This window comes from Stutzerimonas stutzeri KOS6, assembly GCF_000307775.2.
GTDB classification, from domain to species: Bacteria; Pseudomonadota; Gammaproteobacteria; order Pseudomonadales; family Pseudomonadaceae; genus Stutzerimonas; species Stutzerimonas stutzeri_B.
Window position 1 is genome coordinate 757754 of record NZ_KK020676.1, and the last position, 22964, is coordinate 780717.

The 22964-nt window shown below is 67.6% G+C and carries 12 protein-coding genes; 5 read left to right on the forward strand and 7 right to left on the reverse strand.

From position 1 onward, the window contains the following. The first annotated feature begins 21 nt into the window (after window positions 1-21). Window positions 22-930, forward strand: a complete 909-nt coding sequence (locus B597_RS31810; RefSeq protein ID WP_003295264.1) for an AEC family transporter — start codon at window positions 22-24, stop codon at window positions 928-930. A 113-nt stretch (window positions 931-1043) separates the two neighbouring features. On the opposite strand, the gene recD is transcribed toward B597_RS31810, so the two are convergent. The 3 genes from recD to recC all read right to left on the reverse strand — a co-directional run bounded on the left by recD (window position 1044) and on the right by recC (window position 9863). Continuing rightward, the gene (gene recD / locus B597_RS31815) at window positions 1044-2894 is read right to left on the reverse strand and encodes an exodeoxyribonuclease V subunit alpha (protein WP_003295262.1); all 1851 of its coding nucleotides are present in this window, start codon (window positions 2892-2894) and stop codon (window positions 1044-1046) included. 130 nt (window positions 2895-3024) lie between these two features. After that, on the reverse strand, window positions 3025-6573 hold the full coding sequence (gene recB, locus B597_RS31820; RefSeq protein ID WP_003295261.1) for an exodeoxyribonuclease V subunit beta: 3549 nt from the start codon (window positions 6571-6573) through the stop codon (window positions 3025-3027). Next, the gene (gene recC / locus B597_RS31825) at window positions 6570-9863 is read right to left on the reverse strand and encodes an exodeoxyribonuclease V subunit gamma (RefSeq protein ID WP_003295259.1); all 3294 of its coding nucleotides are present in this window, start codon (window positions 9861-9863) and stop codon (window positions 6570-6572) included. Before recC ends, recB begins: the two co-directional genes overlap by 4 nt. A 235-nt stretch (window positions 9864-10098) precedes the next feature. Here recC and B597_RS31830 point away from each other — a divergent pair, with 235 nt between their 5' ends. Together B597_RS31830 and B597_RS31835 are read left to right on the forward strand one after the other, a co-directional pair. Next, complete coding sequence (locus B597_RS31830) at window positions 10099-10995, forward strand: cache domain-containing protein (RefSeq protein ID WP_003295258.1); 897 nt, start codon at window positions 10099-10101, stop codon at window positions 10993-10995. A 140-nt stretch (window positions 10996-11135) separates the two neighbouring features. Continuing rightward, entirely contained in the window at window positions 11136-12821 is a 1686-nt protein-coding gene (locus tag B597_RS31835) for a Na/Pi cotransporter family protein (RefSeq protein ID WP_003295256.1), read from the forward strand. Window positions 12822-12948: 127 nt separating this feature from the next. On the opposite strand, the gene B597_RS31840 is transcribed toward B597_RS31835, so the two are convergent. Then, window positions 12949-15501, reverse strand: coding sequence for a TRAP transporter permease (locus B597_RS31840; RefSeq protein ID WP_003295255.1), 2553 nt, complete (start codon window positions 15499-15501; stop codon window positions 12949-12951). A gap of 118 nt (window positions 15502-15619) precedes the next feature. Then, window positions 15620-16585 (reverse strand): TAXI family TRAP transporter solute-binding subunit, encoded by a 966-nt coding sequence (locus B597_RS31845; RefSeq protein WP_003295254.1) that lies wholly within the window; start codon window positions 16583-16585, stop codon window positions 15620-15622. 638 nt (window positions 16586-17223) lie between these two features. Between B597_RS31845 and B597_RS31850 the strand changes: the two genes are divergently transcribed. Beyond that, complete coding sequence (locus B597_RS31850; protein ID WP_024161866.1) at window positions 17224-18810, forward strand: methyl-accepting chemotaxis protein; 1587 nt, start codon at window positions 17224-17226, stop codon at window positions 18808-18810. A gap of 137 nt (window positions 18811-18947) precedes the next feature. Beyond that, window positions 18948-20873, forward strand: coding sequence for a sensor domain-containing diguanylate cyclase (locus B597_RS31855; RefSeq protein ID WP_003293748.1), 1926 nt, complete (start codon window positions 18948-18950; stop codon window positions 20871-20873). Here B597_RS31855 and B597_RS31860 read toward each other — a convergent pair. Beyond that, window positions 20854-22254, reverse strand: coding sequence for a sensor histidine kinase (locus tag B597_RS31860; protein WP_003293749.1), 1401 nt, complete (start codon window positions 22252-22254; stop codon window positions 20854-20856). The two genes, B597_RS31855 and B597_RS31860, sit on opposite strands and share 20 nt — an antisense overlap. Next, complete coding sequence (locus tag B597_RS31865) at window positions 22247-22918, reverse strand: response regulator (protein ID WP_003293751.1); 672 nt, start codon at window positions 22916-22918, stop codon at window positions 22247-22249. The genes B597_RS31860 and B597_RS31865 overlap by 8 nt, the downstream gene beginning before the upstream one ends. Window positions 22919-22964: the final 46 nt, after the last annotated feature.

Genomic DNA, 22964 nt, shown 5'->3' on the forward strand with positions numbered 1-22964 from the left:
TGCATTGCTGGATGTATCCGCGTGACCACCCTTCTACTTGCCCTCTGGCCGCTGTTCGCGCTGATCGTAGCCGGCTATTTCCTGCGCCTGCGCGCCTTCCCCAGCGCAGAGTTCTGGCCTGGCGCCGAGCGCATCAACTACTTCCTCCTCTTTCCGGCACTGCTGTTCAGCAGCCTGGCGACCGCGCCACTGGACAACCCCGCCCTGCCCCAACTGGCGGCAGCGGTCATGCTCGGCCTTGGCCTTGCCTGGATCGCCTTGCTGATAGCCAAGCGGCTGCGCGGCTGGTCCGCCGGGCGCTTCGGCGCCATCACCCAGGGTGTGCTTAGGTTCAATACCTATCTGGGACTGGCGGCGGTGGGCAGCCTGTTCGGCCAGGAAGGCCTGGCGCTGGCGGCGCTGATGCTGGCCCTGATGGTGCCGACGGTCAACGTCATGTCGGTCTGGGCGCTGACCGCAGAACGCGGCGTCAGCGTGCGCGGCCTGCTGTTGCCCATCGCGAAGAATCCGCTGATTCTCGCCTGCGTAGCCGGCGCGCTGGTGAATCTGTCGGGCCTGGGTCTGCCCGGCGGCACCGATCGCCTGTTGAGCCTGCTGGCCGCCGCCAGCCTGCCGCTGGGCCTGCTCTGCGTCGGCGCGGCACTCAAGCCGCAGGAGCTCGGCGGGGAAATCCCGGCGCTGGGCTGGAACTGCGTGGTACGCCTGCTGGGCGTTCCGCTGCTGGCCTATGGCGTGGCCGTGCTCCTCGGGTTGCCGGACATGGAGACCGCGATCCTGGTGCTGTTCTTCGCCCTGCCCACCGCACCCACCGCCTATGTGTTGACCCGCCAGCTGGGTGGTGACAGCCACCTGATGGCCGGCATCATCACCCTGCAGACCCTGCTGGCCGCCGCCAGCCTGCCCCTGGTGCTGACCCTGCTCGATGGCTGACCAGCACACGGCCTGCAGTATCGACCCCGGCAGGACCCGGCATCGGAGCGGCAGGCTTCGGCAAAGGCGTGCCATTTGCGGCAATCAGGCCGGCTTCCTCGAACCGATAGGTGTCAGAACAAACTGAGCTGATCGCCGGTTGGCTCGCCCGGTGACTGTCGCGGCGGCGGTTCTGCCGCCACACCCGGCGCCTGCTCCACCGCCAGCCGCTCGGCAAGTCCGGCGGCACGCTCGGCGCGCGTGGCAACCGCCTCGCTCAGGCGCGCCGGCAATGCCCAGATTTCCACTTTGCGCTTGGCGCGGGTGATGCCGGTGTAGAACAACGCACGCGTCAGCAGCGGGCTGGGCTGGTCCGGCAGCGCCAGCAACACTTCGGCGAACTCCGAGCCCTGGCTCTTGTGCACGGTCATGGCGAAGGCGCTGTCGTGGCTCGGCAACCGCGCCGGGGCGAAGCCACGGTAGCCTTCGTCCCCCTCGAAGAACACCCGCAGGCCCTGTTCGGTTTTCAGGCACAACCCGATATCGCCATTGAACAGGCCCAGCGCGTAGTCGTTCTGCCGGACCATCACCGCGCGTCCGGGATACCAGCGCTCGCGCGTCGGCACGCCGAGACGGCGCTTGAAGCGCGCCTCCAGCGCCTCGTTGATGCCGGTCACGCCAAAGGGCCCCTCGCGCTGGGCGGTCAGGGCACGAAAGCCGTTGAAAGCATCGAACGCAGCAGCCGGGTCCGCTAGGCGGGCAGCCTGCAGGTACGGCGCATAGCCCTGCTCCAGACGTTCGATCAGTGCCGCCGGGCCGGGTGTGGCGTTCCAGGCAAGATCGGCGCGGCGCTCCTGCAACAGCGCCACGGTGCCCTTGGCATCGCCTGAATTGATGCGCCGCGCCAACTCGCCGATGCCGCTGTCGCCGGCAAAACGATGGCTGTGGGTCAGCAGGACCACCGCATCCCCCAGGCGCGAACGGGGCGTTTCGCTGGTTACGGGCTGGCCGGTGATGCGTTCAAGCTCGCTCGCGGCCCGGGCATCGAAGCCGCGGCCTTCGCAGAGTTCGGCGAACACCGCGCCGGCTTCCACCGCGGCCAGCTGATCCTTGTCGCCGAGCAGGATCAGGCGCGCCTTGGGCGGCAGCGCGGCGACCAGCTTGGCCATCAGCGCCAGGTCGACCATCGACGCCTCGTCCACCACCAGCACGTCCAGCGCCAGCGGGTTGGCCGCGTCGTGGCGTACCCGAGGGCTGTCGCCGCGGCTGCCGAGCAGGCGATGCAGGGTACGCGCCTCGTCCGGCAGCGCGGCCTTGATCGTGTCGCTGACCGGCAGGTTGGCCTTGGCATTGCGGATCGCTTCGGCCATGCGCGCCGCCGCCTTGCCGGTGGGCGCCGCCAGACCGATCGCCAGGCGCTCGCCGCCGGGCTGTTCCAGCAGCGCCGCCAGCAGCCGCACCACCGTGGTGGTCTTGCCGGTGCCGGGTCCGCCGGAGATCACCGCCAGTCGGCGCCGCACCGCCTGCGCCGCGGCCAGGCGCTGCCAGTCCGGCGTCTGCCGGTTGAAGGTGAACAGTCGCGCCAGGCTGTCGCCGAGCCGTGCCTCATCCACCCCGGGCACATCCGCCGCACGCGCCAGCAGTTGCCAGGCCAGTTGCTGCTCATAGGCCTGGTAGCGGGACAGGTAGAGCCGATTGCCGACCAGCGTCAGCGGCGCGTAGTCGTCTGGCGTCCCGATCAGCGTGGAAGCCTCGAGCTGAGCGCGCCAAACGGGTAGTGACGGCATGCTGAGATCGACATCGGGCCAGGGCCGCCTGCCAGCCAGGCGTTCCAGCGGCAGACAGACATCGCCGGCCGACAGCGCCTCACAGCACAGCGCGGCGGCGAGCAGCACCGGCTCGGACGCGTCCGGCTCAAGGCGTTGCAGGCTGGCAACGAAGGCGCGCTCCAACGGGCCGAGGGGTAGCTCTGCAGGCAGGGTCATCGGGTAAGCCTCGATACAGGAGGTATAGGGTGGCGGTCGCAACGGTGGGCTGAAGCCCACCCTACAGGCATCGACGAAGGCCGTAGGGTGGGCTTCAGCCCGCCAGCGATGGCACCGGAACGGGCCTGCATCACCGTCCCTCCTCGAACAGTCGATCCAACGCATCGAGCAGCGCATCGTCCGGACGGGCGAAATAAACGCCGGCCCCGGGCATGCCACGCAGGAACAGGTAGAACGCGCCGCCCAACTGCTCGTCGCGGAAATCCGCCAGCCGCTGGCGCAGGAAGCGGCGCAACGCCACCAGGTAGATCAGGTACTGCAGGTAGTAGTGTTCGGCAGCCAGCGCCTGCAGCAGCCGTTCGCCACCGTAATAGCCGGCATCCGGGCCGAGCCAGTTGGACTTGTAGTCGGCGATGTACCAGCGGCCATCGTGTTCGAAGGTCAGGTCGATGAAGCCCTTGAGAAAGCCGCGCAGCGTATCGAACTCGAGCCGCGCCGCCGCCTCGCGCAACGGCACGGCCAGGCCGCTGGCCGGATCGCTCAGCAGGGTGCGCAGGCGCGCCACGTCGAGCTGGCGTACCGGGAAGGTGAAGCCCAGCTCCGGCAGGCGCCGTGCGGCTTTCAGCTTGGCCAGGCTCAGGCCGGCGCCATCCAGATCGGTCGCCAGTACCTGTTGCAGCTGCGCCGTGGCGATCTCCGTCCACTCCAGCGGCAGCCCGTGCGCTTGCAAGGCCGGCTCGACCAGTTCGTCCAGCGCGGCCTTGCCGCGCGCCCAGTCTTCGAGGATCGCGTGCAGGCAGGTACCGGCCCGCGCACCACGCGGGAAAGCAAAGAAACCACTACCCGGCTCGCCGGCATCCGGCATGGCCAGGGCGTCGCGGTCCGGCGCCTCCATGTGCATGCCGGCCGCAAGCCCGGAGAAGCTGCCGATGCGCCAGGCACTGTGCAGGCTGCGCTCGAGTTGCGCGAGCTGCTGCGGCGCGCTGGCGCGGGCGCTGCCACCAGTGCTCGCCTCGCGGGTTTCCAGTGGCAGGCAGGCCGTGGTCCCGCCACTGGCGGTTGCCAGCCGCTCGACGGCTGCGCGCAGGCCCGCGCCATCCAGTTCGGCCAGATGACGCCCGAGCTCGCCCAATGCGTCCTCTCCGGGCAGTTCGCGACCGTGCAGCAGCCAGGCCAGGGCGCTGCTGTGCAGCCCTTCATCCGCCAGGCTGCCGTCCTTCTTCGGCTTGCACAGGCTGACCGGCCCCCAGTGCAGCCAGAGCCGGTCGCGGGCGCGGGTCAGCGCGACATAGGCCAGGCGCAGCTGCTCGGCGAAGATTTCCCGCCGCGAGCACTCCAGGTTGTCGTCGAGATCGGCACTGCCCAGATCCAGCAGCGGCTGGCCGTTGGCGTCATGACAGCGAGCGCTGTCGCGATTCTTGCCCAAGAGCTTGCCGTCCCAGAGGAACGGGCAGTACACCAGCGGGTATTCCAGGCCCTTGCTGGTATGGATGGTGACGATCTGCACCCGCTCGGCATCGCTTTCCAGCCGCAGCAACGCCTCCTCGCCGGCGCCTTCGCTGCCACGCTGGGCATTGAACCAGGCCAGCAGCGGTTCCAACCCCGGACGCAGCAGGCTTTCGGCCTGCAGCAGTTCGCCCAGGTGCAGCAGATTGGTCAGCCGGCGCTCGCCGTCGATCCGCGCCAGCAGCCGTTCGGCCACCGCCTGCTCGTCGAGCCACGCTCGAAACACACGCATGAAGCCCTGTTGCTGCCAGAGCTGATGGTAGCGCTCGGCGGCTTCACGTTCGGCGTCCCACTGCTGCTGGTTGTCCTGGCAACGCGCCAGCTCGGCGGCGCTGCGACCCAGCAGGCGCGTGGCCAGGGCGTAGCGCAACAGCCCCTCGCGCCCCGGCTCGGCATAGGCGGCAAGCACCGCCGCCAGTTCTCCGGCTTCCTCGCTGCGCCAGACGCTGTCGCGCCCGCGGCGCACGCTGGGCACGCCACGGGCGGCCAGTTGCTCGGCGACCATCGCTGCCTGGCGGTGGTTGGCCACCAGCACGGCGATATCGCCGCCCTTGAGCGGGATGAAGGTGCCGTCCTGCTCGAAGCCGGCGCGCCCTTCGGCGGCGGCCGCCAGCTGCAGCGCGATACGCCGGGCGCTATCGCTGGCCGCCAGCTCGGCAGCCTCGGCCTTGCCCAGCGGATCGTCGCCGAGCCAGACCAGCGACAGCGGCGCCGGCTCGTCCGCCTCGGCGAGTTGCAGCCGCGCACGCGGGCGGTCGGCGGCCTCGACCCGCGGGTAGTCCAGACCGGCTTCGGAGAAGGGCCGCGGGCGGTCGAACAGGCGGTTGAGCGCGTCGATCAGGCCTGGCGTCGAACGGTGGTTGACCGGCAGGTTGTAGGGCGGACGATCAACCTGCTGCTTGGCCTTCATGTAGGTCGCCAGATCGGCGCCGCGGAAGGCATAGATCGCCTGCTTGGGATCGCCGACGAAGCACAGCGAAGCCCCGCTGCCGCTGGCGTAGATTCGCTCGAAGATGGCGTACTGGATCGGGTCGGTGTCCTGGAACTCGTCGATCAGCGCCAGCGGATAGGTAGCGCGCAGCGAGGCGGCCAAGCCCTCGCCCACCGGCCCGCGCAAGGCCTGATCGAGGCGGTTGAGCAGATCGTCGAAGGCCAGCAACCGCTGTGCCGCCTTACGCTCGGGCAGCTCGCGGTTGAGCCGCTCCAGCAATGCCACCTGCAGCGCGATCAGGCGCTGCCGGCCGGCTGGTAGTGCCATGGCGAGGGCGTCGGCCAGCTCATCGAGCGCATGCGCCAGCTCGCAGGATGGCGCATCGAAACCTTTCTTGCAGGCCTTGCCCAAGGCCCGCGCACCGAACTTGAGCAGGCCATCTGGAGCGTCGTAGATCGCCGCAGGATCGGCGAAATAGGCTTCCAGCTCGCTTTGCCAGAGGGCAAATTTCACCGCCTTGTGGGTGCTCTGGCTAAGCCCGCGATGAACACCGAGCTCCTCGACCCAGGCACTGCCGGACTGCCGCCAGAGCGCGGCGGCGCGCTGCCAGGCGGGCTCGACGGCGGACAGATCGACCGGTGCCGACAGCCCGCTCGGCTCGACCCGCAGATAGGGCTTGCCCAGATGGCTGCGCAGGCGCTGGCGCAGCCACACCGGCGTAATCTTCTGCTTGGCGAGGAAACGCGCCCAGGCCGGGTCGGCGACGGCCAGTTCACTGCGCCAGGCATCGGCCAGCAGTGCATCGATGATCTCCCGGTCATCGGCGGTCAGTTCGCTGTCGAAATCGCCGCCGGCCTCGAACGCGGCGTCCTGCAGGGCGCGCTGGCAGAAGCCGTGGATGGTGAACACCGCGGCCTCGTCGAAGCCGTGCACGGCCAGCAGCAGGCGCCGCCGCGAGGCGTCGTCCGGGTAGCGCGCATGCAGCCGATTGAGGAAATCGTCCGCGCTGGGAGTGCCTTCGTACACCGCCAGCAGTTCGGCCAGGCGCGCGCGGATACGCTCGCGCAGCTCGGCGGTGGCCGCGGTGGTGTAGGTGACCACCAGGATCTGCCCCACCGACAGTTGCCGCTCCAGCAGCAGGCGGGCGTACAGCGCAGTCAGCGTCCAGGTCTTGCCGGTGCCGGCGCTGGCCTCGATCAGCGAGCGGCCGTCGAAGGCCGAATCGAGCAGGTCCAGGCTCATGCGTCTTGCTCCTCGTCCGGGGCCAGGGCATCCAGGGCCGGGCCGATCAGCTGTTCGGCGAGCGCCTCGAAACGCTCATCCAGTGGGTCGCGGTCGCGGAAGGCCAGGGCATTCCAGGGGTCTTCGCACTCCGCGGCGATGGGGCTGAATTCCGCGCCCAGCCAGGCCTCGCGGGCACGCTTGCGCGCGCTGGCGAGCGGCTCGCTGCCGCGGCTGGGGTTGCGGTAACCCCTGGCGAAGGCATGGCTGCTGCGCGGCAACAGCGGCAGCGGCTCGCGGATGGCACTGCGATAGGCAGCAAGCCAGGGTTCCAGCAGTTGCGCCGCGTTCGCCAGCGGTCCCAACTGCCAGTCACCGGCAGGCGAGAGCATCAGGCTGTTGCGCTCGATGCCCGCCGTGGCCGACAGGTTCAGCAGCAGGTGGCGCAGCCAGAACGGCGCCAGGTCCCATTCGCCGAGACGGCCAAGCTTCCAGCCGAACAGCCCGCTCGGTGTGACGCCATCCAGCCAGCCGTGAATGCGTACCCCCGCCAGGCTGATGTCGATCGGCAGCGGCTCCGGGACCGCCTCGGGGCGCAGCTCGAACAGCCGCGGGGCGAAGGCGCGCACCGGTCCGCGCAGCTTGCCCCACAGCGCCTGGCCCAGCTCGCCGGGCGGCAGCCAACCGGCCGCGCAGGCCATGCGCCGCTCGTCCTCATCGCTCCAGCCATGCTCCAGCGCCTGCAGCGACAAACGCCGCAGGCCGTTCCAGGCCGGCATTTCCAGTTCGAACGGCTCGTCGCTGGCCAGCGCCTGCTCGGCTTCGGCCAGGCGCAGACCCAGACGCTGCTCGAGGAGGAAGCGCGGCGGATGGCGGAAGCATTGCAACAGCTGCGATGGTTCGAGGGTCAGCCAGGCCTCGTCGGGCTCGGCCAGCAGGCTGGCGAACGGCGCCGGTGCCTGTTCCGGCGCGGCGGCCAGACGCCGCGCCGCGCGGAACCAGGGCGCGGAAAAGCCCGCGCAGGGCGGCCCGGCGAAGTTGCCGGCGGCGAAGGGCTGCAATGGATGGGCGACGACGATCAGCTGGCTGGCCTTGCCGCCCTCGGTCGACGGCACGGCCGTCAGGTCCACGGCTTCCAGCACTTCGCTGAGCAGCACCGAGGGCGGCAGTTCGGCGTTGTCGCGCGGGTCGCGGCCGACGTAGGACAGGTACAGCGCCTCGCGCGCCGAGAGCAGCGTCTCCAGCAGCAGGTAGCGGTCGTCCAGTCGCCGTGCGCGGTCGCCGCGACGCGGATGACGGGCGATCAGATCGAAGCCGGCCGGCGGGTTGCGCCGCGGGAAGGCGCCATCGTCGAGGCCGAGCAGGCAGACCAGGCGAAACGGCAGGCTGCGCATCGGCACCATGGTGCAGAAGGTCACCGCGCCGGTGAGAAAACCCGAGGCGCCGCCGCCCTGCTGCAACGAGGCACTGAACTGCTGGTGCACCAGTTCCAGCTCGATGGGGCGCGCGAGGTCAGCCGCCTGCGCCTGCTCGCGCAGCGATGCGCAGGCCTGGGACAACAGCAGCAGGGTGTCGCCGGCTTCGCGCTCGTCGAACAGGCTGTCGATCAGGCCCTGCAGGTCATCGGCCCATTGCGCCAGCGGCCGCGGCCGGGCGAGCTGGTCGGCGAGCGAACCCAACTGCTCGACGAAGGCCACCAGCCGTCCGAGCAACTGCGCACGGGCGCCTTCCAGGGCATCCAGCGGCCAGTGTTCGCCGAGCAGCGGTGCCGCCGCTCCAGCCAGCTGTGGCGGTGCGGCAAAGCCCAGCAGCAGGCGATCCAGCCCCTGGCGCCAGGTGAAGGCGGACTCGTCGGGCAGGCCGAGGGCGGCGCGCTGAGTGCCGTCACGGCCCCAGCGCACCCCGGCATCGCGCAGCCAGTCGCGCAGCAACGGCAGGTCCTCGGCTTCGATACCGGCACGCCGGGCGATGGCCGGCTGCTCCAGCCAGGCGAGGACTTCCTCGGCGGCGAAGCGGCTCTGCGCCAGCAACAGCAATTGCAGGAAGGCCTCGATCAGCGGCACTTCGGCGCGCAGACTGCGGTCGGCCAGGCTGTAGGGAATCCGCGGGACCCCTTCACGAACGGCGAACACCGCCTCGATGAAGGGTGCATAGCGCTCGATGTCGGGCGTGAGCACCACCACCTGATCGGGGCTCAGCGCCGGGTCGGCGGCAAAGCGCGCCAGCAGTTGGTCGTGAAGGATCTCCACCTCGCGCAGCGGCGAATGGGCGATGTGCACTTCCAGCGAGCGGTCATCCTCGGCCAATGCCATGCGCTCGTCCGGCAGTCGCGTGCGCAGACGCAGGATGTCATGCTGCAGGGCATGCAGCAGGCTGTCGTCGCGCAGGTCCTGGTCCTCGGAATACAAGCCGATCTCCTGGCCGCCGAGGCCGAACAGCGCATCGAAGAAATCGCGGCCCTGCTTGCCGAGGCTGGCCAGCAGCGGATGGCCGACGTCGAGATACCACTCATCCGGCCCGGACGCCTCAGGCGCTGCGTTCGCGGTGGCGACGCTGGCGGACTGTCGCGCCAGTTCGCGAATATCGCGAATCTCGCCCCATGCCTCGCGGCTCGGGTTGAGCGCGCAGACCACCACGTCGATGTGCCGCGCCAGACCGTCGAGCACCCGCAGGTGATGCGGCGGCAGGCTGCTGATGCCGAACACCAGCAGCCGCTCGGGCAGCCCGCTGAGCGGCTCGTCGCGATACAGCCGCTGCAGCAGGTCGCCGAGCAGCCGGGCGCGGTGCGGGTGGCCGTCCTTGGTCAGTTCACCCCAGAGCAGCATCTGCCAGGGCTCGTCCGGACCGAGGTCGAGCGCCTCGCCGCGCTCCCAGGCCGCCAGCCAGTCGTCGCGGTAAAGCAGGTATTGGTCGAAGGTATCGGCGATCTTCGCCGCCAGGGACAGGCGCCGGCGCTCATCGCCGCCGTCCAGGTACTGCGCCAGGCGCGGCGCCAGTTCGAGGTTGCTCGGTTCGCACAGCCAGCCGTACAGCCGCCAGGTCAGGGTATCGGGGGAGAACGCCGACTGCTCCGGCAGGCTGCCGAGCACCGTGCGACTCAGGTCCCAGACGAACCTGGCCGGCAGCTGGATCTCCAGCTGCATGGCGATACCCTGCTTGCGCGCCAGCTCCAGCGTCAGCCAACGACCCATGCCCTGGCTCGGCACCACCACCAGCGCCGGCGCGAAGGGATCGGCAAGCGGCTGGGCAAGCAGCGTGGTGGCCAGTTCGCCGAGGGTTTCGAGGTCTGGGGCGTGATAGAGGCTGAGCATGGGCGCACCGCTTGAGCAGAAGTAGCTAGGTTACAGGCCGCCCGTTGCAGGAGCGAGCCACGCTGGCAGTCTGGACCCGGCGTGCGACAGGCTGTGTCGCGCTGGCGCGGCCATTTCTCCTCCTTTCGCCCTGCCCTTTTGCTCCTCTCGACCAATATCAATTCCATCGCTGCTGCCTAGCATGGGATCGAGGGGCGACCGCCCCGCCGCCCGCTATCAGGTCAAGGAGTCGTTCATGAACCGGAATCGCAAGAAGCTGCTCGTCGTATCCCTGTGCGCCACCCTGGGCGCCGCACCGCTGGCGCTGCACGCCGAGGAGCCGAGCCGCGAACGGACGCTCGGCTCGGTGGAGCGCAGCCATGCCAGCCAGGCCCGCACGCTGCTGGACCAGGCCGTGCTGACCTTCCAGGCCAAGGGGCCGGAGCAGGCATTGGCCGCCTTCAATGACCGCAACGGCGAGTTCGTTCGCGGCCAGTACTACATTTTCGTGCTCGGAGAGGACGGCAGCATGCAGGCCAGCAGCGGCCCGTCGGCCAGCCTGGTGGGGCTGAACGTAGGCGACCTGAAGGACGCCGCCGGCAAACCGTTCATGCGCGAGATCCTCGACAAGTCGGCCAGCCAGGCCAACGGCGAGGTCGAGTACCGCTGGCTGAACCCGGCCGACAACAAGGTGGAAGACAAGGTCAGCCTGTTCCGCAAGGTCGGCGACCACGTGCTCTGCGTCGGCTACTACATCCCGCGCGCCACGGCCGAAAGCGCCCGGGCGCTGCTCGATCGCGCGGTACGGCAGGTCAAGGACAAGGGCGCGGCGGCGGCCTTCCGCAGCTTCAACGATCCACGTGGCGATTTCGTTTTCAACGACGAATACGTCTTCGCCATCGGCCTCGACGACGGGCGCTACCGCGCCAGCGGCAGTTCGCCGAACCTGGTGGGCGTCGACGTGCGCAACGTGACCGACGCCGCGGGCAATCCACTGTTCCAGGAGATGATCGAGCTGGCGCGCAAACAGGGCTCCGGCACCGTCGACTACGTCTGGCGCAATCCGGCGACCAATGCCGTCGAGCAGAAGCATTCGCTGATCCAGCGGGTCGATGACGTGCTGCTGGGCGTGGGCTACTACACGCGCCCCTGAGCGGCAGGCGGCAGGGCTTTGTGACGTTTTGGTGAACGTGGCCGGCGGGCCAGGGTCAATCGGATATCCCCGGTTCAGCTTTGCGTCCTTGTGACGCAGGCTTTCGTCGTTGCCGCTCGCCGGGGCAAGGAGCCCGAACGATGCTGACCCTGCTTCACCTGTTGTCGTCCATCGCTCTGCTGGTCTGGGGTACGCATATCGTGCGTACCGGGATCATGCGGGTGTATGGCTCGCATCTGCGGCGGCTGCTGGGCCAGAGCATGGGCAATGCACCACTGGCCTTCGGTGCCGGGATTGGCGTCACTGCCTTGGTGCAGAGCAGTAACGCCACCGCACTGCTGGCCACCTCCTTCGTCGCCCAGGGCCTGATGGCCCTGCCCACCGCCCTGGCGATCATGCTCGGCGCGGATGTCGGCACCGCGTTGATGGCCCGCGTGCTGACTCTCGATCTGTCCTGGCTGTCGCCATTGCTGACGCTGGGCGGCGTGTGCCTGTTCCTGTCGCGCAAGCAGACTCGCGTCGGACAGCTGGGCCGGGTGCTGATCGGCCTGGGACTGATCATTCTCGCCCTGCAGTTGATCGTCCATGCGGGCGAGCCGATCACCGAGGCGCGCGGCATGCAGGTGCTGTTCTCCTCGCTGGCCGGCGACACGCTGCTGGCCGTCCTGGTGGGCGCACTGTTCGCGGTGCTGTCGTACTCCAGCCTGGCCGCCGTGCTGCTGACCTCGACGCTGGCCGGTGCCGGCCTGATCAGCCTGCCGGTGGCGCTCGGCCTGGTAATCGGCGCCAACATCGGCAGCGGTCTGCTCGCCTGGCTGAATGCCGGCACGCAGCCCGCCTCGGCGCGGCGAGTGGCGCTGGGCAACCTGCTCTACAAGCTCGCCGGCCTGGTCGTGCTGCCCTTCTTCGGCCTGCTGGTGAGCTGGATGGACAGCCTGGGCTACAGTGCACAGACCCAGGTGATCGGCTTTCATCTGGCCTACAACTGCCTGCGCTGCCTGATCCTGCTACCCACCGTGAGGCCCATGGCGCGGCTGTGCGAACGCCTGCTGCCGGAACGCGCGCTGGACAATGGCGTCGCACAGCCACGCCATCTCGACCCTGCTGCGCTGGACATGCCCAGCCTGGCGCTGGCCAACGCGGTTCGCGAAACCCTGCGCATCGGCGACATGGTGGAGCTGATGCTGGCACGGCTGCTGGAGGTGCTGCGCGAAGAACGACCCGAGTCCGGCGACGAGATCCACCGCCTGGACGATGACGTCGATGCCCTCTACAGCGGCGTCAAGCTCTACCTGGCGCGCATGCCGCGCGAGGACCTGGCCGAACAGGAAGGCCGCCGCTGGGCGGAGATCATCGAGCTGGCGATCAACCTCGAACAGGCCGGTGACATCATCGAACACATGGTCAGCAAGGTGCAGAACCTCAAGACATCCAAGCGCCGGTCGTTCTCCGACAGCGGCCTGGAAGAACTCGGCCAGTTGCATGCTCAGCTCAGCGCCAACCTGCGGCTGGGGCTGTCGGTATTCATTTCCGGCGATTCCCACAGTGCCCGACAGCTGCTGCAGCACAAGCGCCAGTTCCGCAAACTGGAGCGCGAGCTGGCCCATTCGCACGTGCATCGCCTGCATCGGCAGGTGGTCGAGAGCATCGAGACCAGCGCCGCGCATCTGGAGCTGATCGCCGACATGAAACGCCTCAATTCGCTGTTCTGCAGCGCCGCCTACCCGGCGCTGGAGGGCTCTCTGCCACAGCGCACGCGCGCATCCGCCGAGTCGACACGCAACCTGATCGCCGCGGACCATCCGCTGCCAGGCAGGCCGGCGTAGATAGATTGCGCCATGGCGGCGCTCAAGGTCGCTCCGCCGCCCGCCCGATCCTGTTCGCTTCAAATGAAAAAGCCCCGGCCGCGCTCGCGCGTGACCGGGGCTTGCAGGCACCGATGCCTGACGCGGCTTACGACGTTCTACGCCGCCGCTGCAGCCAGACGATCAGGCCGAACAGCAGGAATCCCGGAACCCACATGAGCTCCTTCGGCCAGCGATCGGTCGGCGCGCGCACGCGCAGTATCTGCTGGTCGAATTCCAGACCCGCTTCGGCGGCAGGGCTGCCGAAGGTCACGCTGTCGACCAGAACCTTGCCGTCCTGTTCGTAGGTCAGCAGGCCGATCTTCTCGAGCTTCTCCGCGCCGCTTTCGCCGTCGGGGATGGCCAGCAGCACGACGAACTCGCGCGGATCGCCGACATCGTCCTCGCCGAGCACGCGCAAGCGCAGCTGACTGTCCTCCTCCACCCGCTCCAGCGCCTGCACCAGTTCGGTCGGCGCGATGTCCCGATAGGGATCGTGGAGGATGTCCATCCAGAAGCCCGGACGGAACAGCGTGAAGGCCACCAGCAACAGCAGCAGGTTCTCGTACCAGCGGCTGCGGACCAGGAAATAGCCCTGGGTCCCGGCGGCGAAAATCAGCATGGCGATGGTCGCCACGAAGAAGATCAGCACGCCGTGCCAGAAGTCGACGTCGATCAGCAGCAGGTCGGTGTTGAAGATGAACAGGAACGGCAGGGCCGCCGTGCGCAGGCTGTAGTAGAAGGCCGTGATGCCGGTCTTGATCGGATCGCCCTTGGACACCGCCGCGGCAGCGAACGAGGCCAGGCCCACCGGCGGCGTCACATCGGCCATGATGCCGAAGTAGAAGACGAACAGGTGCACCGCGATCAGCGGCACGATCAGGCCGTTCTGCTGGCCCAGCGCGACGATCACCGGTGCCAGCAGGCTGGACACGACGATGTAGTTGGCAGTGGTCGGCAGGCCCATGCCGAGGATCAGACTGAGGAAGGCGGTGAGCAGCAGCATGAGCAGCAGGTTGCCCATCGACAGCAGCTCGACCAGATCGGCCAGCACCAGGCCGACCCCGGTCTGCGAAACGGCGCCGACGATGATGCCGGCTGCGGCAGTCGCGATGCCGATGCCGATCATGTTGCGCGCACCGGCGATCATGCCTTCGCGCAGGTCGACGACGCCATCCATGAAGGTGCCGTGCTCGTGCGCACCGTCCTTGCGCAGCATCGACAGCAGCGGGCGCTGGGTGAGCAGGATGATCACCAGCATCACCGAACCCCAGAATGCCGAAAGGCCGGGCGACAGGCGCTCGACCATCAGGCACCAGACCAGCACCACCACCGGCAGCAGGAAATGCAGGCCGGAGAGCAGCACCGGCCGCGTCTCGGGCAACTGCTCGAGCGGGGCGTCGGGGTCTTCATGGGGCAGCGGCGGATTGCTTGCGGCGATCTTCAACAGGCCCAGATAGACCACGGTCAGCAGCGCGCCGATGACCCACAGGGCAGAATCGCCCAGGGCCGGCTTGAGCCAGCCGAGGCCGTAGTAGACGCCCAGTGACAGGCCGGAGATCAGCGCAGCACCGAAGGCGAAGCCGATCAGGCGCTGCATCCACGGCTTGGCCACGTTGGCCCGCGGCAAAGCGGTCAGACCCAGCTTGAGCGATTCCAGATGGACGATGTAGACCAGCGCGATGTAGGAAATCAGCGCCGGCAGAAACGCATGCTTGATGACTTCCACGTAGGGTATGCCGACGTACTCGACCATCAGGAACGCGGCGGCGCCCATCACCGGCGGCATGATCTGCCCGTTCACCGAAGACGCCACCTCCACCGCACCGGCCTTTTCCGCCGAGAACCCGGTGCGCTTCATCATCGGGATGGTGAAGGTTCCGGTGGTCACTACGTTGGCGATGGACGAGCCGGAAATCAGCCCGGTCATGCCGGAGGCGACCACTGCGGCCTTGGCCGGGCCGCCACGGAAATGACCGAGCATGCTGAAGGCCAGCTGGATGAAGTAATGCCCGGCCCCGGCTCTTTCGAGCAAGGCGCCGAACAACACGAAAAGGAAGACGAAGCTGGTGGAAACACCCAGCGCGATACCGAACACGCCTTCGGTGGTGATCCACTGGTGGTTGGCCAGGGCGGTGAAACTCACACCACGGTGAGCCAACAGTCCCGGCATCCAGGGGCCGGCGACGCTGTAGGCGAGAAATACCAGGGCGATGATCGCCAACGGAGGGCCAAGGGCGCGGCGGGTGGCCTCCAGCAGCAGCGGAATGCCGATGCAGGCGGTGATCAGGTCCAGGGTGGTCAGATTGCCCGGACGCTGCGCCAGTTGTTCATAAGCGATGAACAGATAGGCCGCGGCAGAGGCAGCGACGAGCCCCAGGGCGATATCGAACAGTGGCACGCGGTCTCTGGGCGACGTCTTGAAGGCCGGGTAGGCCAGGAACGCCAGCAGCAGTGCGAAGGCCAGGTGGATCGAACGGGTCTCGGTGTCGTTCAGTACGCCGAAGCCGAGCACGAAGGGCAGCGGCGAAGCGATCCACAGCTGGAACAGCGACCAGAGCAGCGCGAGCCCGGCGATCACCGCAGCCATCGGCCCCGCGGGAAGGCGCGCACCGACATCCTGGGCGATCAGTTCCTCGGTGGACAGTTGTTTGTCTTGCATGAAGTGAGGCCTGTTTTTCAGGTAACGGAACCGCGAAAACCCGTGGCCACAGGGCGCACGGGTTTTCGACCAAGGCATCGACGATCAGGGCCGCATCGCGACGCAGCCCTGGCGAGCCTTACAGCCAGCCGCGTTCCTTGTAGTAGCGCTCGGCACCTTCATGCAGCGGCGCGCTCAGGCCGACCTTGATCATCTCTTCCGGCTTGAGATCCTTGAATGCCGGGTGCAGACGCTGGAAGCGCTCGATGTTCTCGAACACCGACTTGACCAGCTGGTAGACCACTTCGGCATCGACCTTGGCGGTGGTGGACAGCACGGCCTTGCCGCCGATGGACTGCGTCGGCTGGTCGTTGCCCTTGTACAGGCCGCCGGGGATCTCGGCCTTGGTGTAGTAGCTCTTGGCAGCCAGCAGCTTGTCGATCTCCGGGCCGGTGATCGGCACCAGAACCGCATCGACGGTGGTGGTGGCTTCCTGGATGGCGCCATTCGGATGACCGACGAAGTAGGTCATGGCATCGATGTTGTTGTCGCCCAGCGCACTGGCCTGTTCGGCCGGCTTCAGTTCGGCGGCGAGGGAAAAGGCCGACTTGTCCCAGCCCTTTTCCTTCATGATTTCTTCGAGGGTGTCGCGCTGGCCGGAACCGGGGTTACCGATGTTGACGCGCTTGCCCTTCAGATCGTCGAGGCTCTTGATGTTGGCGTCACGACGCGCCAGCACGGTGAAGACCTCGCTCTGCAGCGAGAAGACGGCACGGATGTCGTCCATCTTGCCTTCCTTCTCGAACGGCGCCACGCCTTCCATCGCCTTGTACTGATGGTCCGACTGCATGATGCCGAAGTTGAATTCGCCGCTGCGCAATCCGTTGACGTTGGCCACGCCGCCGCCGCTGGCCGGGGCGTTGCACTTGAGGTTTTCCGCATTGCGATTGACGAAACGGCAGATCGATTGTCCTGCGACGTAGTAGACGCCGGTCTGGCCGCCAGTACCGATGGTGACGAACTTCTCTTGCGCCTGCGCAACACCGCTCAGGCCGGTTCCCGCCAGTGCAGCGGTAAAGATCCATGCCAAGGATTTGCCTTTCATGGATGCTCTCCTTTTTGGTTGTTTTCGGATTCCCGGCATCCCTTGTAAGTCTGCGCGGAACTTGAGTCTAGCAGGCACAGGCGCGGGCAACAGCCCGGAATATCCCGAGCGGCCATGACGGGCAGATGACACTACCGTGACCTGAACGACAGAAAAGGGTCGCGCCCAGTCATGTACGCTATCTGTACATACGTCGCTATCTGTACAATAGGCGACATTCGTCGCTTATCGGATCACCCGCCAACGTGGGCGCTGAAGACACGTATCGAACGCAACACGATCGCAAGATTTGTTACGTTGCCAACCTGAAGTCAAAATGCCATCATCCGCGCATGTTGCGAAGCATCTTGACCGCTCAGGACAACCGGGCCTGATAGCTGGGCGCCCGCCGTCACTATCCGCAGGGATGGCGCCTTTTTTGCTTTGCTTCAGCCGAGACGGGCCTGGACCCGGAGAATCGGCACACGGGCATGTGGTTGCAGAAATCGACGATGACCGGAGAGCGAGGATCGATCGCTGATTCGTAACCCGTCCCCCGTACAAAGGATGCCCGGCCGCATCCGATCAGAGCGTCGCCAGCAGAAGCAGCGCCATACAGCCTTGCGTATTCAGACCCATTTCCCTAGGAAGATCTGTTTATGCGCGTCAACCTGCCCGTCAGCGGCCGTGAAGTCATCGTCGGCGACACGTCAAACATCCTGTCGACTACCGACCTGAACGGCACCATCACCTATGCCAATCCGGACTTCGTGGCGATCTCCGGCTTCAGCGAGCAAGAGTTGCTCGGCGAGCCACACAATATGGTGCGCCATCCGGACATGCCCGAAGCCGCCTTCGCCGATCTCTGGCAGACACTGAAGGCCAACCGTTCCTGGATGGGCCTGGTGAAGAACCGCTGCAAGAACGGCGACCACTACTGGGTCAGCGCCTTCGTCACGCCGGTCAGCCGTGACGGCAAAGTGGTGGAATACCAGTCCGTTAGAACCCGGCCGCAGCCCGAGCAGATCCGGATGGCCGAGACGCTCTACGCCCGCATGCGCGAGGGCCGAGCGGCGACTGCGCTACGCCCGCCGCTGCTCGGCATGAGCGCTCGAGTGGCATTGCTCGCCGGCCTCGGCAGTGCGGCAGGCAGCGCGCTCGGCGCTCTGCTGGGCGGGGCCCCGCTGGCGGCAGCCGCGACTGCCGTCGTACTGGGTGGCGCGGCTGCCGCCGGCCTGGCCGCACTGGCGCTCGCGCCGCTGCGGCAGCTGGCGCGGCAGGCACGGCGGGTCGGGCATAACCCCGCCAGCCAACTGGTCTATACGGGGCGCCGGGACGAGATCGGCGAAATCGCCTTCGCCATGAAGATGCTGGAAACCGAAGCCGGTGCCATGGTCGGGCGCATCGCCGACTGCAGCCGTCAGCTGAGCAGCCATGCCCGCGACCTGCTCGGCGCGGTGCACGGCAGCACCCAGAGCGCGTCGCGCCAGCAACGGGAGACCGATCTGATCGCCACGGCGATACAGCAGATGGCAGCCAGCGTGCAGGAGGTGGCCCTCAACGCCCAGCGCACCGCCGAAGTGGCCGCGCGCGCCGACAGCGAAGCAGCCAGCGGGCGGGAAATCGTCGGCCTCACGGGCAACAGCATCACCCGCCTGGCCAACGACATCCAGCAGGCCGCCGAGGTCATTCAGCAGCTCGACAACCACAGCCAGGAAATCAGCCGGGTGCTAGAAGTCATCCACGGCATCGCCGAACAGACCAACCTGCTGGCCCTCAACGCCGCCATCGAAGCGGCGCGTGCCGGCGACCAGGGTCGCGGCTTCGCAGTGGTGGCCGACGAAGTACGCCAGTTGGCGTCGCGTACCTCCATGGCGACGGCCGACATCCAGGCCATGATCGGCGCACTGCAGGACGGCACGCGGCAGGCCGTCGACGTCATGCAGCGCAGCCGCGACCAGGCGCAGCACAGCGTCAGCCATGCCGGCCAGGCCGAGCACTCGCTGTGCGGCATCAACAGCCGGGTCAACGAGATCAGCGAGATGAGCAACCAGATTGCCGCTGCCGTCGATCAGCAGAGTTCGGTCGGCGAGGAGATCAGCCAGACCATCGTCAGCATCCGCGGCAGCTCGGACGAGCATGTCACGACCGGTCTGCACAGCCAGCGTAGCGCCTCTGGCGTCGCCCATCTGGCCGACGGCATGCTCGAACTGGTGCAGCAGTTCTGGTCACGTCGCCGCGCTTGACTGCGACATTCCGTCAGCTGCGCAGGACAGTCTGATAGCAGGATGGCATCATGTATGGCAATCGGCGCGGGTTGAGTGGCGCCGGTTGACTGGCAGCTCGACTGTCGGTTGTCGCGGCATCTCAGAGGCAAGCCACCATGATCCGCCCCCTGCTGCTGTTGGTCTGCCTGGCGCTAACGTCTTGGGCGGCCGGTGCGATGGCGGCCGATCCGTCATCGGCGCTGCAGATGCGCGGCACGCCGACGCTGCAGCTCGGCCCAGTGCAATATGTGTTCGGCATGCCTACGGCGAGCTTCGGTGAAGCCGCCACTGCGGCCTGGACCTGGCGACCACTGAGCAAGCCCAATCTGGGCAAGCAGCGCGACGGCGCCTGGCTGCGCTTCACCCTGCGCAACAGTGGCGCCGAGGCCAAGCGCTGGTATCTGCTGTTGAAATGGCCGGTGCTCGACCGCGTGGCGGTCCGCCTGCATTATCCGGATACCGATCGCTGGGGCGCGCCCATGCTCGCCGGTGATGCGCTGGCCGTGAGCAGCCGGCCGCTGGCGGACCATCACTTCGTCTATCCGCTGGAGCTCCCGCCCTTCGAGCGCGCCGTGGTCTACCTGCACGTGCAAGCCAGAGAAACCCTCGCCTTGCCGCTGGAGCTGATCGATGAGAAGCAGTTCATCGAGATCAAGATTCGCGATGTCACGCTGGTCAGCCTGTTCTTCGGCGGCATGCTGGTGATCGTGCTGTACAACTGCAGCCTGCTGATCTTCACCCGCGATCGTAGCTATTGCCTCTACGTGCTCTACCTACTGAGTGCGGTCTTCTACGTGCTGACCATCACCGGCTTCGGCCAGCTGTACCTCTGGCCGGAAATCCCCGAGCTGTCGGCGCGCTTCTACGGACTCTCCGCCGCACTGTGCTTCTTCACGCCCATGCTTTTCGCGCTGCGCTTCCTCGGCCTGCGTCACGACGACGGCTGGGCCTGGACGGTTTCCATCATGCTGACGCTCTATTGGGGCGCCGCCGTGCTCACCATCCTGCTGGCACCAGCGCTGTCCGGCTACCTGTTCATGGACACCGTCGCACTGCTGCACTGCGTACTGACCCTGGCGATCACGCTCAGCCTCTGGGCACGCGGCAACAGCTCCGCCCGGCTGTTCAGCATCGCCTGGACCGCCCTGCTGGTCTTCACGGTGGTGAACCTGCTGGCCCTGGACGGCAGGTTGCCGATGAACGCCTGGACACTGAACGGTCAACTGATCGGCATGTTCGCCGAGTTCGTGCTGCTGTCCATGGCCCTGGCCGAGCGCATCAATCTCGAGCGCAACCAGCGCATTGCCGCGCAAAATCTGGCGTTGCAGACCTCGGAGTCGCTCGCCGAAGAACGCGCGCTGTATCTGCAGGCCAAGCAGGAGGCGCTGGATCTGCAATTGCGCGCCAACGAAGCACTGGAGACCCGGGTCTACGAGCGTACCCGGGCGCTGGAGGAGGTCCGTCAGGGCCTCGAGGCGGCCAATGTCGAATTGACTCGCCTGAGTACCACCGATGGCCTGACCCAATTGGCTAACCGCCGGCACCTCGACCGCCTGCTCGACGAGGAGATCCGCCGCGCCATGCGCAGCGGCAGCCCGCTGTCGGTCGTGCTGTCCGATATCGACCACTTCAAGCGGGTCAACGACACCTATGGCCACCCTTTCGGCGACGAATGCCTGCGCCAGGTGGCGACAGTACTCGCAGCACACTGTCAGCGCGCCGGCGATGTCGCGGCGCGCTATGGCGGCGAGGAGTTCCTCATGCTGCTGCCGGGCAGCGGCCCCGAGCAGGCCGCCGAGCTGGCCGAGCGGGTCCGCTGCGATATCCAGCGACTGCAGATCAAGTCGGGCGAGCACCCGGTGCCCCTGACCATCAGCCTCGGTGTGGCGACACTGAAACCGCCCTTCGTCTCGGCCGACGAGTTGCTGGCCGCCGCGGATGCAGCGCTTTATCAAGCCAAGCATCAGGGCCGCAATCGGGTGGTGCTCGCGCCTGACCGACCTGCTACCCGCCCGGACAGTTTCAGTCCTCGGCCGGCATGAAGCGCACCCGCACCAGCAGGCCACCGAGCCGGCCCTGATCCAGGCTGATCTCGGCGCGATGGGCGCGGACGATCTCGCCGACGATGGCCAACCCGAGGCCGGCACCATGGCCGCCCGTATCACGCCGGTAGAAACGCGCGAAGACCCGTTCATGCTCGGCGGCGGGGATGCCGGGGCCGTCGTCCTCCACTTCCAGCACGGCACCATCGAGCACCCGCAGCACCACGTTGCCACCGCTCAGGGTGTGCGCCAGCGCATTGTCCAGCAGGTTGTTCAGCAGCTCGCTGATCAGCGTGGGCTCGCCGTCGATCCACACCGGCGCCTCGGCCTCCAGCGCCAGGGCGACGCCGCGCTTGTGCGCCAGCGCCGCCATCGCCAGGCCCAGCTCACGAGCGAGCTGCGACAGGTCCAGGCGCTGCGCACCACCTTCGGCGATGGACTGGGCACCACTTTCGATGCGCGCCAGAGAGAGCAGCTGGTTGGCCAGATGGATCACCTTGTCGGTGCTTTGCGCGGCGTCCTCCAGGGTGCTGCGCCAGGCCGCCGGCTCCGCCTCGCGCAGGCCCAGTTCGATCCGTGCCTTGAGCGCCGCCAGCGGCGTGCGCAGCTCGTGAGAGGCATCGGCGATGAAGCGCGCCTGGCGCTCGAACTGCCCACGCAGGCGTTCGGTGAACTGGTTGAGCGCAGCCACCAGCGGTTTCAGCTCGCGCTGCACGCTGACCAGCGGCAGCGGCCGCAGATCGTCCGGAGCACGTTCCTGCACGGCCTCGCTGAGCCGGCCCAGCGGGCGTAGCGCGGCGCTGACCGCCAGCCACACCAGCGCCAGCGCGGCCATTGCCAGCAGGCCGACCCGCCACAGGGTGTCGGTCAGCAGGCTGCGCGCCATGCGTTCGCGGGCACCGAGGGTCTCGGCCACGCGAATCTCGGCGATGCCATTGAGCTCAGGCTCGCTGACCGGCTGCAGCAGGCTGACCAGGCGTACGCCCTGGCCCTGGAACTCGCCGTCGTAGAAGCGCGCCAGTGCCGGATAGTCATCGGTACGCGGAATCCTGGCACCGGGTGCCGGCAGATGCTCGTAGCCGCTGACCAGGCGCCCCTCGGTATCCAGCACCTGGTAGTAGATGCGCCCGGCACTGTCGTAGGCGAAGGTGTCCAGCGCCACGTAGGGCACGTTCGCGCGCAGCACACCCTCGCGGGTCACCAGGCCGTCGGCGATCGCCCGGGCCGAGGCGAGCAGCGTGCGATCGTAGGCGATGTCGGCGGCGGCGCGACCGTTCCAGTAGGCACTCCAGCCGCTGAACAGCAACAGCAGCGCCAACAGGATCGCCAGCCGGCACAACAGCCGGGCACGCAGGCTGCCGGCCACCTCCGGTTCAGCCATCGAGGGCCTCGAGCAGGTAGCCCAGGCCGCGGAAGGTGACGATGCGCACCGGCTGGCCTTCCAGCTTCTTGCGCAGGCGGTGGATGTAGATCTCGATGGCATCGGCGCTGGCGTCCTCGTCCAGGCCGAATACCTGGGCGGCCAGCTGGTCCTTGCTCATCACCCGACCGGGGCGGGCGATCAGCGCTTCCAGCACGCTCTGCTCGCGGGAGGTCAGTGTCAGCGGCTCGTCGGCCAGGGAAAAGCGCCGCGCATCCAGGTCGTAGACCAGTGCGCCGCAGCGCTGCTGGCGTTCACCGCCACCGACACTGCGCCGCAGCAGCGCCTTGACCCGCGCTTCCAGCTCGGACAGTTCGAACGGCTTGGCCAGGTAGTCGTCGGCACCCAGATTGAGCCCGTGCACGCGATCGCTGACCTCGCCGCGAGCGGTGAGCATCAGCACCGGCAGCGTCTTGCCGCGCTGGCGCAGGCGCGCCAGTACCTGGAAACCGTCCAGCCGTGGCAGGCCGACGTCGAGGATCGCCAGCGCATAGTCCTCGCTGGCCAGCGCCAGGTCGGCGGCGACGCCATCGTGCAGCAGGTCCACGGTCCAGCCGGCGGCGCGCATTGCCTGCGCCACGCTTTCGGCCAGCTGGGGGTGGTCCTCGACCAGAAGAATTCGCATTGCCTGTCCTCTGCCACTGCGACGGAGCGCCAGTGTAGCGGCAGAA